General features: G+C 42.1%; 14 protein-coding genes and 1 tRNA gene. 3 read left to right on the forward strand and 12 right to left on the reverse strand.

The genetic code is table 11. The features are described 5' to 3' along the window. Window positions 1-54: 54 nt before the first annotated feature. The 4 genes from ACN222_RS04605 to ACN222_RS04620 all read right to left on the reverse strand — a co-directional run bounded on the left by ACN222_RS04605 (window position 55) and on the right by ACN222_RS04620 (window position 5,414). Window positions 55-2,976: a methyl-accepting chemotaxis protein gene (locus ACN222_RS04605; protein WP_044522768.1), complete on the reverse strand. Its 2,922-nt coding sequence runs from the start codon at window positions 2,974-2,976 to the stop codon at window positions 55-57. A 17-nt stretch (window positions 2,977-2,993) separates the two neighbouring features. Further along, window positions 2,994-3,524 (reverse strand): chemotaxis protein CheW, encoded by a 531-nt coding sequence (locus tag ACN222_RS04610; RefSeq protein WP_010995102.1) that lies wholly within the window; start codon window positions 3,522-3,524, stop codon window positions 2,994-2,996. A 13-nt stretch (window positions 3,525-3,537) separates the two neighbouring features. Further along, the gene (locus ACN222_RS04615; protein ID WP_010995103.1) at window positions 3,538-3,903 is read right to left on the reverse strand and encodes a response regulator transcription factor; all 366 of its coding nucleotides are present in this window, start codon (window positions 3,901-3,903) and stop codon (window positions 3,538-3,540) included. A 272-nt stretch (window positions 3,904-4,175) separates the two neighbouring features. Continuing rightward, the gene (locus ACN222_RS04620) at window positions 4,176-5,414 is read right to left on the reverse strand and encodes a response regulator (protein WP_010995104.1); all 1,239 of its coding nucleotides are present in this window, start codon (window positions 5,412-5,414) and stop codon (window positions 4,176-4,178) included. A gap of 414 nt (window positions 5,415-5,828) precedes the next feature. Between ACN222_RS04620 and hmpF the strand changes: the two genes are divergently transcribed. Next, entirely contained in the window at window positions 5,829-7,580 is a 1,752-nt protein-coding gene (hmpF, locus tag ACN222_RS04625; RefSeq protein WP_010995105.1) for a pilus motility taxis protein HmpF, read from the forward strand. A gap of 225 nt (window positions 7,581-7,805) precedes the next feature. On the opposite strand, the gene tilS is transcribed toward hmpF, so the two are convergent. After that, entirely contained in the window at window positions 7,806-8,834 is a 1,029-nt protein-coding gene (tilS, locus tag ACN222_RS04630; RefSeq protein WP_010995106.1) for a tRNA lysidine(34) synthetase TilS, read from the reverse strand. A 159-nt stretch (window positions 8,835-8,993) separates the two neighbouring features. On the opposite strand from tilS, the gene ACN222_RS04635 reads away from it, so the two are divergent. Then, entirely contained in the window at window positions 8,994-9,686 is a 693-nt protein-coding gene (locus tag ACN222_RS04635; protein ID WP_010995107.1) for a SinI family restriction endonuclease, read from the forward strand. A gap of 3 nt (window positions 9,687-9,689) precedes the next feature. Here ACN222_RS04635 and ACN222_RS04640 read toward each other — a convergent pair whose 3' ends face one another. The 6 genes from ACN222_RS04640 to ACN222_RS04665 all read right to left on the reverse strand — a co-directional run bounded on the left by ACN222_RS04640 (window position 9,690) and on the right by ACN222_RS04665 (window position 15,853). Then, window positions 9,690-11,123 carry a DNA cytosine methyltransferase gene (locus tag ACN222_RS04640; protein ID WP_010995108.1) on the reverse strand — a complete coding sequence of 478 codons (1,434 nt, stop codon included), beginning with the start codon at window positions 11,121-11,123 and terminating at the stop codon, window positions 9,690-9,692. A 124-nt stretch (window positions 11,124-11,247) separates the two neighbouring features. Further along, entirely contained in the window at window positions 11,248-11,559 is a 312-nt protein-coding gene (locus ACN222_RS04645; protein ID WP_010995109.1) for a KGK domain-containing protein, read from the reverse strand. A gap of 173 nt (window positions 11,560-11,732) precedes the next feature. Next, window positions 11,733-12,788: a c-type cytochrome biogenesis protein CcsB gene (gene ccsB / locus ACN222_RS04650; RefSeq protein ID WP_010995110.1), complete on the reverse strand. Its 1,056-nt coding sequence runs from the start codon at window positions 12,786-12,788 to the stop codon at window positions 11,733-11,735. Window positions 12,789-12,951: 163 nt separating this feature from the next. Next, window positions 12,952-14,670: a DUF3352 domain-containing protein gene (locus ACN222_RS04655; protein ID WP_044520779.1), complete on the reverse strand. Its 1,719-nt coding sequence runs from the start codon at window positions 14,668-14,670 to the stop codon at window positions 12,952-12,954. Between the two features lie 278 nt (window positions 14,671-14,948). Further along, complete coding sequence (locus ACN222_RS04660; RefSeq protein ID WP_044520780.1) at window positions 14,949-15,578, reverse strand: chorismate lyase; 630 nt, start codon at window positions 15,576-15,578, stop codon at window positions 14,949-14,951. Window positions 15,579-15,772: 194 nt separating this feature from the next. Beyond that, window positions 15,773-15,853 (reverse strand) — tRNA-Leu (locus tag ACN222_RS04665). 399 nt (window positions 15,854-16,252) lie between these two features. On the opposite strand from ACN222_RS04665, the gene accC reads away from it, so the two are divergent. Further along, window positions 16,253-17,596 carry an acetyl-CoA carboxylase biotin carboxylase subunit gene (gene accC, locus ACN222_RS04670; RefSeq protein WP_010995113.1) on the forward strand — a complete coding sequence of 448 codons (1,344 nt, stop codon included), beginning with the start codon at window positions 16,253-16,255 and terminating at the stop codon, window positions 17,594-17,596. Between the two features lie 55 nt (window positions 17,597-17,651). On the opposite strand, the gene ACN222_RS04675 is transcribed toward accC, so the two are convergent. After that, window positions 17,652-17,945 carry a YggT family protein gene (locus ACN222_RS04675; protein ID WP_010995114.1) on the reverse strand — a complete coding sequence of 98 codons (294 nt, stop codon included), beginning with the start codon at window positions 17,943-17,945 and terminating at the stop codon, window positions 17,652-17,654. Between the last annotated feature and the right edge of the window lie 100 nt (window positions 17,946-18,045).

Genomic DNA, 18,045 nt, shown 5'->3' on the forward strand with positions numbered 1-18,045 from the left:
AGTCATTAGTCAATTAAGTAAACTTTGGACTTTGGACTTTGGACTAATGACTAATTACCTTGTTTCCATTGTTTCTACACGGAAACGTTCCACGGAAGAAATCAAATCGCGGGACACACCCACTAGGTTTTGCAGTGCGCCGGAAACTCTTTGTGCTTCTTGAGAAGTTTCTTGAGCTGTTAATTCCACCGATTGCATTACCTGAGCTACAGCACGGGATGTTTCCGTTTGTTCCACAGTATCGCTGGTGATTGAGCGCACCAAAATATCGATGCGATTCGCTACTTGAATAATATTTTCGAGCGATCGCTTGGCTTCTTCTGCCAATTTTGTGCCTTTAATTACCTGTTGTGTGCCTTCTTCCATCGCAGTCATAACTGAGCCTGTTTCGCTCTGGATTTGCATCACAATTTGCTCAATTTCTTTGAGGGATTTGGCTGATTTATCCGCTAATTGGCGAACTTCATCGGCTACGATCGCAAATCCGCGCCCGGCTTCTCCCGCCCGCGCCGCCTCAATACTGGCATTGAGTGCTAGTAAGTTAGTTCTGGAAGCAATTTGCGAAATCAAGGCGACAATCTTAGAAATTTCTTGGGAAGATTCTGCCAAGCGTTTTACCTTCCGGGTAGTTTCCGCGACAGTTTCCCGAATTTCCAAAATCCCCGCCACCGTATTTTCTACTGCTTCTCCACCCTTGAGAGCGATCGTACTAGCATCACGCGCCACTTTCTCGGCTTCTCGCGCTGCTTCCGCTACCCGTTGAATCGAGTCAGTCATCACCTGTACAGAATTTAAGGTGACTCCCAACTCTTCGGCTTGGCGCAAAGCATCACTTGATAAGGCTCTAGCAAAGGTTTCCGAATTGGTTGCACCTTTGGTTACTTCCTTAGCCGCGACTTTTACCTGCTGCACAATGTCCCGCAAGTTTTGAATTGTCAGGTTAAAGGCATCAGCGACGGCTCCAAGTACGTCGGCTGTCACTTCCGCTTGCACTGTCAAATCACCTCTAGCCGCCCCTTCCACATCATCCAGCAAGCGAATTACTTGACGTTGGAGGTTTTCTTTCGCTTCCTCTTGTTCATCGGCTTTGCGTTGGGCTTCATTGGTAGTGGTAAAAATTACCCGTGCCATTTCGTTGAAGCCGGCTGATAACTGTCCTAGTTCATCGTTGGAATATACTGTGGCTTGAACATTTAAGCTGCCTTGACGGACAGCATCAAATTGCGCTTGCAAATCCTTAGTGGTGCGGCGGACTTGTTTGATAGTGACACTCCCCATAAAGGCGGCTGCGGCAAAACCTGTCATCCCGGCTGCCAAAGACATCGCCCAACTTGTGTACCGCAATGATTCCCGTTGTTGGGGAGGAGCAATGTTAGTAGCGGTAAAGCTAACTGTTGCCACAACTAAGGCGGAGAACACACCCACAACCCCACCAACCAACCAAGGTTTTGTGTCTAGGGAAGCGTTTTCTAATGGTGCTAACCAACCTTGCTCGACATTGACATTAGCTTCTACCTTGGGGACATCTGCTTGGCTAAAGATTGGTACAGCTTCTTGGGAACCGGTGATGCTAAATAGCTCCTCATCGCGTTCTGTAGCATTATTTGCAGTTTCTGCAACTTTACCTCTTGGGATACTATTAATTTCCGTAGAACTGGAAAGCATCACATCACTAAAGCTGGAATCTGCTTCTGCCAGATCAAACCCAGGAATATTACCTAAATCATCAAATTCATCAAAATCGTCTAAAAATTCGATATTACTTTTAGAGTTTTCTTTATTGAAGATAATGCTTGTATCTTCGTCATTTGTTATACTTTCTGTTCCGAAAGCCGATTCAAATGCTTCAAAATCAAAACTCTCATCAGCATCAAAGTTATTCATCTCCTCTTTGAGCATATCTGGAGATGGTGATTTCATAGTAAAACCACTATTAACAGATGCTGGTGACTCTAATATCTCTTCTTGAGAAGCTATTTCCTGTAACCAATTATTTGATTCAGGATGAGCAATATCACCTAGACTATCATTAGGCAAATTCTCTAGGGGCATGAAGCCATTCATGACTTCTTCTTTACCCGGTGAGAAATTTTCCGGTTCTGGCTTGCTTTTATCTATCTCTAATTCGTCTGTGGTATCTTCTTGATTGTTTTCTATTAAGAATTCAGCTACAGAAGCTTGCCCAATAAAACTGTTTGTTGTGTCGAATTCGGCAAAAGGTGAATCAATATTGCTTTGGTGATAGCCGGCGACCGAATTTAGGTCATCGGTTGGCGGTTCTGTGCCACTATCCAATAAATTATCGGTCTGTGGTTCTTCTAGGCTCTCTTCCTGCCAGAACATCGGTAACTCTAATTCCGCTTGTTCTTGATTTGAGTCTGTCTTTTGCTCTTCTTCTCGCTCAAGGTTCAACGCAAAAGGATCATCACTAAAATCTGGTATAGACTCTATAGATTCTGGGTTTTCATTAAAAGAAATACTATCTGTAGGTGTTTCAAAAGGATTATCTAAAGATAAATCTTCTGTGTTTACTACTGATTCTTGTGTTTCTAAAGCATTTAAATCGAAGTTGTTGCTGTCAAAATCTCCAATTGAACCCAAATCTTCTAATTCTAATTCCTCTGATTCTTTAAAGGCAAATACACCCAGATCTATGGATTCATTGCTGTTAAGATTAGCAGACTGTTCAGCAATTGATTGTTGATAATGGCTAATATTTTCCAGACCACTTTGAGCAAATCCAATAAGTTCAAAGTCATCAGTTAACTGTATGACCTGTTCATATTCTGCTGTTGCCACATCGTACTGCTGCAAAACATAGTAAATGTGACCCCGCAACAAATGAAAATTAGGGTCATCTGGTACATTCTGCACAACCTGATCAACTAAACTGGCGGCAACTTCATATTTTTGTTCCGCGTAGGCTGTACAAGCCTGCTGATACTTTTCGAGGTATTCTTCTATACTTGCTGCCATTTGCTCCCCTCCCAATTTCATCCTGCCCACCTCGCACTCCGCAAAATTGCCATCTGGTCGAGTAGTCTTAGAGATTGGTTGTTTTTAGGCTCTAATAACCACTCTCCCCGCAAAAATGGAGCCATAGTATCCGGTATGCTTGTAGGTGGCATGAGATTTTGTACATCCAGCCAGTCCATACCGCCGATTTCATCCACAGCTAAACCCACAGTTGTGTCTTGCTCCTGAACTGCAATCACCGGAATTTCTGCTCGGTCTGTGTTTAACGGAGTTGCTTCCCCTAGAAATTGACCCAAATCTGCCACCCAAATTACTCGACCTCGTAAATTTAGAGTACCCAAAAGTAAAGGAGAAGCATTAGGAATCGGGGTAATTCTATCAGGACTTAGTTCCATCACCTCTCGGATACCAGTTGCGGGTAGTGCAAACTCCTGATGCGAGGGAATATAAAACCGTAGATGTAACTCACCTTCAGGACTTTCTACTTGTAATTCTGGGCGGAAATGATCTTGACCACCGCCATTTAAAAAGTCCGGTTTGCTGACCATATTGTTTTCATCCTTATCCTCGCAGTAGTTGTTTGACTGTTCCCACCAATTCGGTTGGTTGAAACGGTTTTGCTATGTAAGCATCCGCACCTTGTTTCATACCCCAGTAGCGGTCAAATTCTTCTCCTTTAGAAGAACACATCACTACCGGGACATTTTGGGTTTTTGGATCTGACTTTAATCGACGGCAAACTTCGTAGCCATTCATTTTGGGCATGACAATATCTAGGACTACGAGATCGGGAGGTTCTTCTTTGATTGCCTCTAATGCTTCTAATCCGTCAGTTGCATGGGTAACTGTTAAGCCACTAGCTTTCAGGAGGTCTGTAATCATCTCCCTCTGTGCAAGACTGTCTTCCACAATCAGAACTGTACTCATAAATGGCTATCTACCTCCTGATGTAGACGTTCCTGTTTGGAACATTCCCTGATCTCCCCACAATAATTACTGTATAAATTAATTCTATTGTTTGGTTAATTGTCTTGATAATACTTTGTCTCGGAGTAGGTTGATTCTGTGATAACATCTTTTACCCCATATTTTACGGAATCAACAAGTCTAAATAGGGGCTAGGGATGAGAGAAAAGGTGTCCCGCCACTTTGGTAATAGATAATTACGAATGGGTAATAGGCCTATTACCTATTACCCATTACCCATTACCAAATTCCCATCCCTTGGTGGGCGAGGATTTTAAGTATTTTTCTACAAGCATGAGTAATTCATCATCATTAAAAGGTTTTATGAGGTAATCTGTTGCCCCGGCCATCCTAGCTCTGATTTGATCTATAAATTTATCTTTACTACTCAACATAATCATCGGTATATACCGAAATACTTGAGATTGACGCAGCATGGCACAAATCTCATAACCATTTAGTTCGGGTGAGGAAATGTCACAGAAAACTAAATTTGGTCGGAGTTGAAAAATTAGACCTAAAGCTTCTAGGGGATTAGTTAACACGATTACTTCCGGTATAGTGTAGCCCGTCGTTTCATATCCTCGCGCTTGCAGAATAGACTCTACAGTTTCACAAATACTTTTTGTATCGTCAATACAGAGGATTTTTGCTTTCTTGTGGTTCCCTGGTATGTGGATGTTGATCTGACAATTATTTGGTTCTGGATAGGTTAGTTTTAACCAACCTTGTTGTACATACGGGTAGATAACCTTGGCAACTGTCAAAATGTCCCGGTTGAGATAACGTGCTAGTTGACGTAAAGTAGTTTTTCCATCAGCCCATTGTTCGAGTTTATTCATTGTGGCTTCTGGAAGTGATGAGTTTATGTGAACTCTTTCAGCTAATATTGGCAATTGTTCTGGAGAATGAATATAGGGATATAGCTCGTGCCATTCTTGTAATTGTTGGGTGGCTTGAGTGACTAATGGCGAAATCTCCCAGGTAGTTAATCGGGGAGCGATCGCTGTATCCTGACAAAAAATAAACCTCCCTTGGTGTAAACTCAACAAGTCAAATAATGTCTCACCAACCAAACGGTAGATAATATTTTCAGCTATTTGAGGATTAATAATATTCCGCTCTAATAACAGCCAAAGATAGTCATATTCTGAAGAATTAAGTTTACCTAAACTAGTCAGATATTGTTCGTTTAGGCCTATTTCTACGCGATAGTAACGCAAATAGCCATCAATCCGCGAAAAATTACTATCTCCTTCTTGGCAATAAATTATTTGCCCATTCAGAAAAAATATCAGCCAATATTTTTGCTGGTAGTTCCTAAAATAATCTGCTCCCTCTGCATCTTCTTTAGCATTTTGATTACCTTTGTACAAGCTAGGTGCTTCAATCAAAAGTTGCCCAGTTCGCTGTCCCAGTTCAATCAATTGCAGGATACTGCGAATATCGATTTCATGTAAACTTCCCTGCATTTAGTTTAGTCCAGAGTCATTAGTCAGTTGTCAGTTGTCAGTTGTCAGTTGTCATTCACCATTAGTATTCCGCTTTTCTCTCCTGCTCCCTTCCTCCTACTCTCCATTCCCCAGATATTTCTTTCACAACCAGTCTTAATCAGGTAATACATTTACTTATAAACTGTAAATTTTCTTAATAGAATTGAGATAAAGTTAGTGATAACACGGAAGTCATCATAACTGCCATCAGTACAAAATATTAAAGACAACAATCAATTCGCTGTTCTCAATATCGAAACGCTATATTTCGCTCCTATAAATAGTTTTGTTCGTCTGATTCTCCTCAATTTAGGTGAAATTAAGACAATTTAGCAGAATTATATAAGGTATATCTCAAAACATTGGCATCAAGTACACAAGAGGAAGAACGGTGTGCTGTATTTAGCAGAAGTACAAAAGCAGAAAGGTGGCTTACTAAGTGGTAGTTCCAAAACCGAATTAAAACTGCTAGCTTGTCAGCGAACCGACCAGAATTGGAGTACTGTGTCGGAAGAGGTAATTGCAGCAGAGGAAGCCAGCAAGTTAAATGATGGCGCACTGGTTTTGGTAGAACTCACACCAAACCGCCAAGTGCAAAGGATTCAGGAGGCTGGTAGGCCGCTCGTTAATATTTTGCAGAATTTTTCCCGACAGTTGGAAAAATATAAGCTGAAGGAAGACGAAATCGACCAGTGGAAGGAGTCGCTGACATTTCAGGCGCAGGAGTTAAATCGCCGAGAAATGGATATGGAAGCGCGACTGGAACAGTTACACGAAATGGAAGAAGAGTTCCAACGTCTGGAAGCGCATAAACAGGAAGTAGACACATCCCGTGAAAAAATTGAGCAGTTACAATCTGAAGTTGAACGCAATCGCCAAGAATTAGAAGGTGCTTGGGAGCATTTACGGGGTGAGCAGCGCCGTTTAGAGGAACGCTTGCAAGAGGGGAATGTTTTGGATGCGACTCAAAGTCAGGCGATGAGTGAATTACTCGATCGCTTATCTAGTCGCATTGCTCCCACAGAAACCGTTAGGGAACACCTGCGTGTGGCTGTGGAATTAATCGAAAAACAGCAAGCTACTCTGAATCCTCACTGGCAAAATCTTGAAGAACAAAAAACGTTAGTTAATCAAAAGCAAGAAGAAGCTGATAAATTGGCGCAAACATATAGCGATCGCCAAAACTCATTCAAACAAGCACAGGATTCTTTACAACAGCAAACTGCTCAATTAAAAGTTAATACGACCTCACTTGCAGTCAAAGAAGAATATATTCGCTTTGTGAGAGAGCAGTTGCAATCTCAAGATACTTTATATCAACAGATTAATTTTTTGGCTGCTACTTCTGGTAATGCGGTTCCCAGCCAGAAATTAGATGTGCAGGCTCTGGAGAATATGCCTTTAGATGAACTACAAAAGATAGTTCAGGATTTAATAGATAAATTGGGAATAGATTCTAGTTTTGTTCACGACCAAGAACAAGAACTGACATATAAACAACAAACCATAGAAGAACTGCAACAAAAAATTAACCAAGCATCTGGTCAAGATTTAGTTAATTTGCAACTGGAATTGTCAGATGAACGAGACTTGTATCAGATGCTTAATCAAACTTTGGTTGGACAAAGACGCAATTTGTTAGCCAGGCAAAAGTTGATTCAGCAACACCAAAACGTACTACTCCGGCGACAAGGACAACCTGTTACCACCACAGAAGAAGATAACAGCGTCGATTTTTCCCCAATTCTGCAACAAATCGACACCCAAAGGCAAAAACAATCCCAAGAATTACAGCACCTGGAACGAGAAATTGAACAAATGCGTTCTGCTATTGAGCTAGACCAAGGGATGATTGACAATCAAGCTCATGACCTCCAAGAAAAGGAGCAGGAACTGAAAAATATAGAGTCAGATTTACTGTCATTAAAAACAGCAACTGCTGAATGCTGGGGTCGAATAAATCTCTATCAAGAAGCTCTACAACCCATTCAGGATTGTGTAGATGAGTTAAGGCAAAAGCTGCAAGGAATTGGAGAATCTTTGGCTCAAATCCAAGAAACAGGTGATTATCAACTCCAAACTATTGCCGAGATTCGTCAGACTATCAATAGTTTTATATCTCAGCCTGAGTTGTTGGCATCTTAACAATTCAAAATTCAAAATTCAAAATATTTAGGACTTACGCAGTGATAGGAAGAATCAAGGGTTTGGGCGAGGGTATAGGTGTTCAAAACCCTTATACCCCTATACCCTCATACCCTTACACCCCTTCTGAACAAATAACCTCTGTGAGTAAGTCCTGATATTTTGAGTCGGGGATTTAAACCCTTGGATTTAGGATAAAAAGCAGCAATGAGGTGAGAAGCAGAATTAATTGCTGCGCCTTTCCCCGTTCCTTAATATTATCCAATTGCCTTGGACTTGAGCGATCGCACCACCAGGGAAAGGATCTGTTTGCGAACGGTTGGGTGCTGTGATTAAGGCTGTTAATTTCTCGATATGCTCAAAATTAGGCGCATCAGCAAGTATTTCTTGTAATATCTGCCGCATCACTCGGCGTTGCAGCGCTAAGGGTGCTTTCTGCAATACCTGACGGTTAAGCCGTAATAGAAGGGATGAAGGAGATGAGGAAGATAAAAATTCTTCCCCTACTTCCCATTCCATCGCCTCTTCCTTCAACTGCTGGGCGGTGCGTTCTAGATACTCAACATCTGCTTGTAGGAGTTCGGCGGTTTGGGCTATGGCTAATTCGGCTTGGGGATTAAAATTGGCTTGTAAGTAGGGAATTAATTCTTGACGGATGCGATTACGAGCATATTTTAAGTCTTGATTGGTGGAATCTTCCCAGATTGGTAGCTGAAACTCTTGACAAAATTGTTCTGTTTGTTTGCGAGTAATTTCCAATAATGGACGTACTAACAAAATATTTTCAGTGAGTGGACGCTGCCAAGTCAAAGCTTGTAAGCCATCTGCACCAGTACCACGCATTAAATTGTAAAGTAAAGTTTCAGCGCGATCGCTGGCTGTGTGACCTGTGACTATATATTGGTAATTGTGTGCTTGAGCGATCGCACTTAAAGCCTGATATCGCCACTCACGCGCCGTAGCTTCACTATTTACAGGTTTAGTTGCTGTTTCTAAGTAAAAAGACACACCCCAATTTTCAGCTAAATTTTTGACATGATCAGCATTAGCTTGGGAGTCAGCACGCCAGCGATGATCACAATGGGCAATACCTAATTCCCATCCCCATTTCGGTTGTAAATCTAACAATAATTTAATTAAACACAGAGAATCTTGTCCACCAGAGACTGCGACTAGTAGCCTTTTATTGCCCTCAAATAAATGGCGCGATCGGATAGTACGATGTATTTCTGCATGAAGCTGAGTCCATACCATAGAGTCATGAGTACTGATTAGGGTGTAGGTGTATAGGGGAAATATGACCCATCTGTTTAAGCGGAAATTTAGTGTAAAACTACAGCAATTCTCATTATGAGAATCTTGGAAGCATATTAATTTATGTTATAAAACTGAAACATTTAATGCTTCTAGGAAATGATGTCGAAATTTATACAAAATGCAGCAGAGATTGCAAAAAAGGCGATGGATAGTGTTGATCCATCACTTAGTGAGAAATTTACAATTGTTATACGATTCCTTACCGATAACCCTGATGCGGCCTCGGCGCTAAAAGGTAAAGAGCGGTCAATCGTAGGGACGGAAGAATATATTATCGCCAGTGCAACAAATTTCAAAAAAGGTCGTGACCCAAGAACACCTTTGCCACCTAGTACAATCCCGGATGAAATGGTAAGCGTCATCCTGAACAAGTATTTTGAAGTTCCCTCTGAGGAACTGGAAAAAGCCGAAGAATGGCACCGCCTATCGATGGGGGCTGAGAATATTGTGGGGGATTTGTTAGAAAGGTATATTGCAGAAGTCATCGAGCCGCATGGATGGATCTGGTGTTCAGGTTCTATGGTGAGAGCAGTTGATTTTATATATTGTGATAGCGAAAATGTCTGGCAATCACTGCAAGTAAAAAACAGGGATAATACTGAAAATTCTTCTTCGGCCGCTATACGTCATGGCACCCCAATTAAAAAATGGTTCCGAACTTTTTCTAAAAAAAGGGGAGATAATTGGGATAAATTCCCTTCATTGGAAGGGAAAGAGAATCTTTCAGAAAAAGGCTTCAAATTGTATGTGGAAAAATACCTTTCTGCCTTAAGAGCTATCAAAGCCTAACTCTTATAAAGCACATACCGTAAAAGGTGAACCCTGGACTGGTTTTTCCTCTTCTAGGGATTTTGTAATTTTAGCCTCCCATGACACATCATCGTTACCTTTGTAGCGGGAAAATGGGAAGTTCAAAGGCGGGTGTTCTATCTTGCCACTCATGTGTGCAAGAATTGCTTTGCCAATTGCTTCTCCAAAACCAACAGGCACAGCATTCCCTATCTGCCGATATTGATCCATGAGGGAACCACATACGACCCAACTATCTGGAAACTGCTGGATGCGTTTATATTCCTGAATACTTAATGGGCGAAGATATTCCGGGTGACAGATATCAGTCGCTGGCATGGCAGGGGATGTCACTAGGGTGCAGCTTGGCCTATCCCAAGACAAACGCCTAAGGAAACCAGTTTTTCCTCCCCCTGAATAATAGGATTTCCCTAATGCTTCCTTTTGCAATTCATCAGGGAGATGTTTCCAATACTGCCCTTCTTTTAACATTCTGTAATACTTTAACCTTCCTTCGGGGAACTCAATATACTCCGCGTCACTTTGATCCAGGTTTGTAATAGACTCACGTAGGGTTCTCCATTTATCAAGGCCAAAATCACCCATTTCTGAATGTGTGGGGCATAGATAAGGAACCTTGTCCTTTCCACGATGGCAGATCATGACTACTCTTTCCCTAATTTGGGGAACGCCATAATTTGCCGTGTTATATAAGTTGAAACTGATACTGTATCCGCCTTTACGAAGTTCATCCACAATATATTTCAAGGCACCACCTGGCATTTCTTCCCTCGATAAAGGGGCATTATCTTTACCCCTTTCTAAGTGCGGGCGGTGTAGCAACGGAGCGGAAAGGAGTCCTCTTACATTCTCGATGACAGCATATTTTGGGCGTATTTGTAAAATAAGTTCAATGTATTTCAGGAATATATTGCCCCTCTCGTCTTTGAAACCACGCCTTGCCCCTGCTGTAGAAAAAGCTTGGCAGGGAGGTCCACCTAACATAATGTCTACATCTTCTTTGGCTAGATTGGCATGGTCTAAGATGTCCTGAGCGCTGTAAGCCGCTATATCCCCCAAAAGTGCAATATCTGGCTTGTTTGCAACTATTGTCTGTCGACAATACTTATCCACCTCACACGCAAGGAGGATTTCGATACCTGCTTTCTCGAAACCAAGATCAAGCCCCATAGCTCCTGAGAAAAAAGAGATGGCTTTGACTGCTTGGTGATGATTTTCCTGGGTTGTCCTGTCTACAGGATAATTCTCTTTGGTTCGGTTGAGGTAATTTTCAACTGCCTCTGGCTCCAAAACCCATACTTTCCCTACTTGCTGTCCCTTGATATCACCACTACGCAATAGAGTACGAACTCTTTGCTCAGAAATACCTATTTTTAAAGCTGCTTCTTTTGTGGACAAATAGGGAATAGATGTCATTTCGCTAACGAAACTTTTTTCATACCACCATTAGCATTTATCAAGCGGCTATGTCAACGAGCCACCGTTAAAAATGACCAGGGAATAAAAGAGTAAAAACTTACACCTGTGAGCCACCCACCCATCATAAAATATCAAAGTGTGCTAATTTTTCGCTAATTTCTTCTAATGGTGATTCGGGTTCATCAGGAGAAAATTCTAAAGCCAGTCTCACTTTGCCTTTTTTCCATCCTTGAGCCGTAAATTTTAATACTTCACAATTTATACCTAAAGTATATAAATTTGCTTCAGGTGTGCCGTCTGCTCCAATATATTCTTTAATCGCTGTAATTAAATCACGAACTTTAAAAGTTTTAGCAATATCTAACTTATTAAATGTATCTGGTTCTATAGATACTACTTCATCATGGTTTAGTCTTTCAAATCCATCTCCCATAAGAAACTCCTGTGGCTAAATCTATAGTTTCTTTCCACAGATATAATGCTTTATCCGCAATAAATCATGATTTTGTAGATTTAGTGACAACTAATATAAATATTTATACTCAGTTATTTAATGAGATAGATTCTCCTCTCCAAGAACGAAGAGGAGAACGACGGATAAGTTGTTTAAAAAAACCACCCGTAGGAATGTAAACCTTTGCCCAAAAGATTGACACCAAGGTAACAAATCCAGACAACAACAAAGCCACTAGCAGCTAAAATTGCTGGGCGACGACCTTGCCAACCACGGGTAATTCTGGCGTGGAGGTAGGCGGCGAATACTAACCAAGTAATCAGCGCCCAAGTTTCTTTAGGGTCCCAACTCCAATAGGAACCCCATGCTTCGTTTGCCCAAACTGCACCGGCAATAATCCCAATTGTCAATAGAGGAAATCCTAAACCGATGATACGATAGCTGATGTTATCCAGGGTTTCGGCTAGGCTGAGGCGTTGGGGTGAGAGGGTTTCTGTTGATGTTAAGGTTGGGGTTTGAGGGGTGGTAGCTAAGTTTAATACGGCTGTGTTACTGTTGCCATTATTTTGGCTTTCCAAACGAGTAAAACCATTATTTTCTACTGGTGGTGTTGCTGGTTGAGAAACTAGTTCACCAGCTTTCATCAAGCGATAGCCGTTGGTACGATAGCCACCATTACCTACAGAACTGCCTTGTAACTGTATATTGTTACCACGAGTGATCACCAAGAAAGCGATCGCCAATAATGAACCTACCATCAAGGCCGAATAACTCAACATCATGACGCTGACGTGCATCATCAGCCAGTTTGACTTTAATGCTGGTACTAAGGGTTCTGATACCTGCATATCTGATGGCAATGTTAAGGTAGCAAAAGCCACAATTCCCATAGCCACAGGGGTAGTAAACACACCGACTAAACGACTGCGGCTAGAATTTTCAGCAATCAGATGAACGGTTGTAATTCCCCAAGACAGGAAGAACAGCGACTCATACAAATTACTTAAAGGGAAATAACCAGCTTCGATCCAGCGTGCGCCCAGCAGGGTTGCTATGGACAAATTAGCGATCGCCATCCCAGCTGTTCCTAAAGCATTAATCGCTGGTAAACCGGGAAACGCTGCACCTATCCAATAAAGCAGCATTGTAAGGAATAAGACGGCAAAGGACGCGTTATCTAACCAGTTCTGGAGTGAAACCAGATTCATAAAATGTTCTCCGCAGTGGATTTTTGAAAATCATTTATCCTGACTTTTCTGATCCTATCTGCTCTAGGGAGTTCAAAATTTAAAATTCAACATTCAAAATTAGAAATTTTCACCAAACCTACTTGAGTGGTCAGATACCAGACTTCTTTAAGAAGTCTGGTATCTAGTAACCCCGCAAAGGTATAGCAGTAGAGTTATCAGTTTTTTTGAGTGTGAGAAAAATGTCGTAGCGGGTGCTGCGATTATCACTAACAGCAGTTGTCACACCGATGGAACGGGTTGCAGCTAACAATGTTTGTTGCTTAGGTATCAGTCTTGGCAGGGGAAAGTTTTTTGCTGTCTGTTCCACATCCAAGTAAAACTGACCGTTTGTAGGATTAGGTTCTACTGGTACTGTTTGTTGAAATGCCAAACTGTTGGCAAGGGTGTTATTGGGTTTGGGAACAATTTTATCGGTAATGGGAGCGCCTATTGATAGAAAGAAAACGTCTCCATCCAACCAACCGTGGGTAGCCGTGAGAGTTCCATAGGGGCTAATCCAATTAATAACGGGTTTACCTGCTACGGTTGCGGGTTGAATTTGGAATTGGTATTGATTTTTCATCACCTCGTCTAGCTGTTTAATGGATTTTTCAGCTAGTTTGCGTCGGCTTTGACCATCGGAGGTATCATTTGCTTGGATCATTAACACCAAAGCCGCTCGAAAATCTTCCTGCGAACCCGGCTTGGAAGTACCTTGAATTAAAGATACAGCAAACTCTCCTCTCATCCACTTGAGTAAATCTCTTTCTAAGTCAAGATTTGTGAGTGATTTAACTCCACTCCGCAGTTGTTCTGGTGTCACTGGCGCTAGAGGATTACCTTGAGATGTTAAAACGTAGTCACTCCATAGGCGTTGTAAATCTCCTCCAGACAGCATCATAATAGTTTCTGCTGGTACACGATTTTGCATATTGCCAGCTTTGTTTGTTACTGCCAATACACGCTGACTACGAGGATTGAGCCATGAAACTCCTTTGATGCGTATCCCTTCTGGCTCTAGAGTTACAGTCCCGGCTAAACCTTGGTTGTTTTGCAGTTGCGCTAAAACTTGTGCTGGTAAGCGACGATTGGGAGCAATAGCGGCTATTCTTGCAACGTTGGGGACATTCACATAAAACTGAGCCAAAGGCTGATAACTAGCTACCTTCGGGAAGTTTTCTGCAAAACCGCCTGTTGTTGCTAAGGTTGTCTTATTTCTATAAGCGTCAATTGCTTTTTCTGTGACTTTAATATTGTCGGTAATGACAAGAAAACGCTCATCTATTAAAGCTGCGGAGAAGTTTTCCCCCGTTTTTCCCTCACTTTGTTTGATAGTAATCCCCTGATAGGTGCTATCTTTCCACTTGGCTTGATTTGGGTTTTTTGGTTGAGCGAAAATACTTTTGGCTTTTTGTGGGTTTCTTACTGGTAAAACCATAACCATCGACTGTTGGCTACTTGTTACATCTGTATTGGTCGATACTGGTTTAATTGCTGATTTATTTACCTCAGGAGCTAAAATTGCTAAGGTCACTTCATCCCCTACCCAAGGTTGAATATCTTGCTCGAAGTTGTAACCTTGATTCGTCAGAAAGCGATCGCGTAATTGTAATAAATTTTGATTGACTATTGCTTGACTTTCCTTCGTGCCAAATTTCTGCAATTTCTGCCATTGTTTAGGATCTGTACTCAGAGAAACCGCAAATAAGGCATCTTGCGGGATAATATTTGCCCCTACTAACAAATTTCTCGAAAATGATTCTCTCTGGCTAAATAACCAGTATCCTGCTGCACCACCACCAACTAATAACCCGGCTGCGGAAAGTGTCAGCACTAAAGATGGTTTCTTTGTTTTCTTCATGGGAACAGACAAAATAGGCGGTGTCACGTCGCTTGTAACATCTTTGTATAGAATTTTTCAAAAATTATTCTCAAATGTTCTTTTATGTTAGTAAAGCTCTTAGTGAGAAATTAGTCTTTTTAGGCACTCTTAGAATATAACTAACAACCAAAAGCCACAAGCTACCAGTATCTTGTTTGACATCTAATGTCTATAACCAGATACAAATCATATATTGTATTGAATTTTAATTAATTTTAAATTTAATAACTACAAATTCCCAAGTAATGTCAAAGCTTTTATATTTTGCCATTTCTAGAACTTAGCTGCATCGGCCCCAAGTATTTTGTCAAATATGGCGAAAAGACTTCATAAATCAAGGTTAAAGGTTGACCGTGATGCCAAAACAGGTAATGGCGACCCCAGAAAGGCCCATCCACGCCAAAACCTAATTGCAAGGCCTCTGAATTTCCGTAATAAATACCCCGCACATCCCGATACAACTCCGTGCGAAGACGAGCTAGACTTGCCCAAATTGGTAATGAACGGTTTTGCAAATACTCGTCTACATGGCTGGCTTCCCACCATGAGGTTGCATAGGCGAGTCGTTGGCCAGAGGCTGTACGTAGCCATACCTGTCGCCGCAGTCTTGGCGCTGGAACAGATTGGATTAAATCCGGCGCACTATCTAAATCCAAACCAATCAATGACATATCAATGACATCGACTTCTGTTGGCTCACCAGTAAGTAATTCTAAATGCCTTGTGGGTGAGCCATCACCTAAGAGTAGTAGTTGCCACGCTGGAGCCAGCTGAGTGTGAGGCAAACTATGTTTAATTACTTCTTCCCCACCTTGCCAAATAGGAGTGAGGCGATGCCATCCGGCTGGCAGTGTTGAGTTGTTGCTTGGAGTAAAAGTGGCAGTCAATGTTCTTTACAAAAGTTCACCTATTTATATCAAAGCATAAAAAATTAATTAGTTGTCAGTTGTCATTGGTTATTCTTCTTTGCTCCCCCTGCCCCCTACTTCCCTCCTCTGCCCAATAATTAGAAAGGTCAGGAGTCAAAAACTTATCACTTTTGACCACTGACCTTTCACAATTGACTATAGTCACTAAAAAATGCGGATGGCGAGACTCGAACTCGCAAGGCAAAGCCACACGCACCTCAAGCGTGCGCGTATACCAATTCCGCCACATCCGCACGGGTTGTACAAGAAGATATACTAGCACAAAAAAATTGCATAAAACAAGGTAAAACTATATTTGCCAAACTTTATGGAAAATTTATCTTGCTAAATATACAAATTTCCCGAAGGAGGATACGAGACTAACAGAAATGTAGTATCGCCACAAGTGATATTAAAGGGGGTATGGGGGTTTTCTTCCCTTACACCCTTAAACCCTCACACCCCACCTCCATGAAAAATCTTGTTGGTAAGTCCGTTTCCTGCAATTTATTTAAAGATGAGCCTGGGGTATCTCCTGTCATAATTTGAGATGAAGCGATGCCTAAGGCGGGCTACGCCTACGCGCTAAAAGCAACTTGGATGGGAGACAATTTCTATCTGCTGGTACTGATACTGATATCGAAAACTAGAAAATGAAGTTTGACAAAATATTAATTGCCAATCGGGGAGAAATAGCGCTGCGCATTCTCCGCGCCTGTGAGGAAATGGGGATTGCGACGATCGCAGTTCATTCGACTGTTGACCGGAATGCTCTTCATGTCCAACTTGCTGACGAAGCGGTTTGTATTGGCGAACCTGCTAGCGCTAAAAGTTATTTGAATATTCCCAATATTATTGCTGCGGCTTTAACGCGCAATGCCAGTGCTATTCATCCTGGGTATGGCTTTTTATCTGAAAATGCCAAATTTGCGGAAATCTGTGCTGACCATCACATTGCATTCATTGGCCCCACCCCAGAAGCTATCCGCCTCATGGGGGACAAATCCACTGCCAAGGAAACCATGCAAAAAGCTGGTGTACCGACAGTACCGGGTAGTGAAGGTTTGGTAGAGACAGAGCAAGAAGGATTAGAACTGGCGAAAGATATTGGCTACCCAGTGATGATCAAAGCCACGGCTGGTGGTGGCGGCCGGGGTATGCGACTGGTGCGATCGCCAGATGAATTTGTCAAACTGTTCTTAGCCGCCCAAGGTGAAGCTGGTGCAGCCTTTGGTAATGCTGGCGTTTATATAGAAAAATTTATTGAACGTCCGCGCCACATTGAATTTCAAATTTTGGCTGATAATTACGGCAATGTGATTCACTTGGGTGAGAGGGATTGCTCAATTCAGCGTCGTAACCAAAAGTTACTAGAAGAAGCCCCCAGCCCAGCCTTGGACTCAGACCTAAGGGAAAAAATGGGACAAGCGGCGGTGAAAGCGGCTCAGTTTATCAATTACACCGGGGCAGGTACTATCGAGTTTTTGCTAGATAGATCCGGTCAGTTTTACTTTATGGAGATGAACACCCGGATTCAAGTAGAACATCCCGTAACTGAGATGGTTACTGGAGTGGATTTATTGGTTGAGCAAATCAGAATTGCCCAAGGGGAAAGACTTAGACTAACTCAAGACCAAGTAGTTTTACGCGGTCATGCGATCGAATGTCGCATCAATGCCGAAGACCCAGACCACGATTTCCGCCCAGCACCCGGACGCATTAGCGGTTATCTTCCCCCTGGCGGCCCTGGCGTGCGGATTGACTCCCACGTTTACACGGATTACCAAATTCCGCCCTACTACGATTCCTTAATTGGTAAATTGATCGTTTGGGGCCCTGATCGCGCTACTGCTATTAACCGCATGAAACGCGCCCTCAGGGAATGCGCCATCACTGGATTACCTACAACCATTGGGTTTCATCAAAGAATTATGGAAAATCCCCAATTTTTACAAGGTAATGTGTCTACTAGTTTTGTGCAGGAGATGAATAAATAGGGTAATGGGTAATGGGTAATGGGTAATAGAGTTTCAATCACCAATTACCAATTCCCTAACTCATCCGTGCCAACATCGTCAGTAATCCTTGCTGGCCTAGAAGAACTTCTCGCAACAGGCTAAAAATACCAACACACACAATGGGGGTGATATCAACACCACCTATTGGTGGGATGATTTTTCGCAAGGGAATGAGAAATGGTTCAGTCGGCCAAGCAATTAAGTTGAAGGGCAAACGGTTCAGATCGACTTGCGGATACCAGGTCAGAATGATACGGAAAATAAACAGAAATGTCATCACTCCCAATACAGGGCCAAGAATCCAAACGCTCAGGTTAACACCAGTCATCGATCTAAGCTACTATTTTGTGAATTTACAAAAAACTGCAAGCAAAAGCTGAAAATTTTAAGCTTTGTAAAGCATTCTCTCTCCAATTTTAACTAAATGC

It is taken from the genome of Anabaena sp. FACHB-595, assembly GCF_048568275.1.
Taxonomy (GTDB): Bacteria; Cyanobacteriota; Cyanobacteriia; order Cyanobacteriales; family Nostocaceae; genus Trichormus.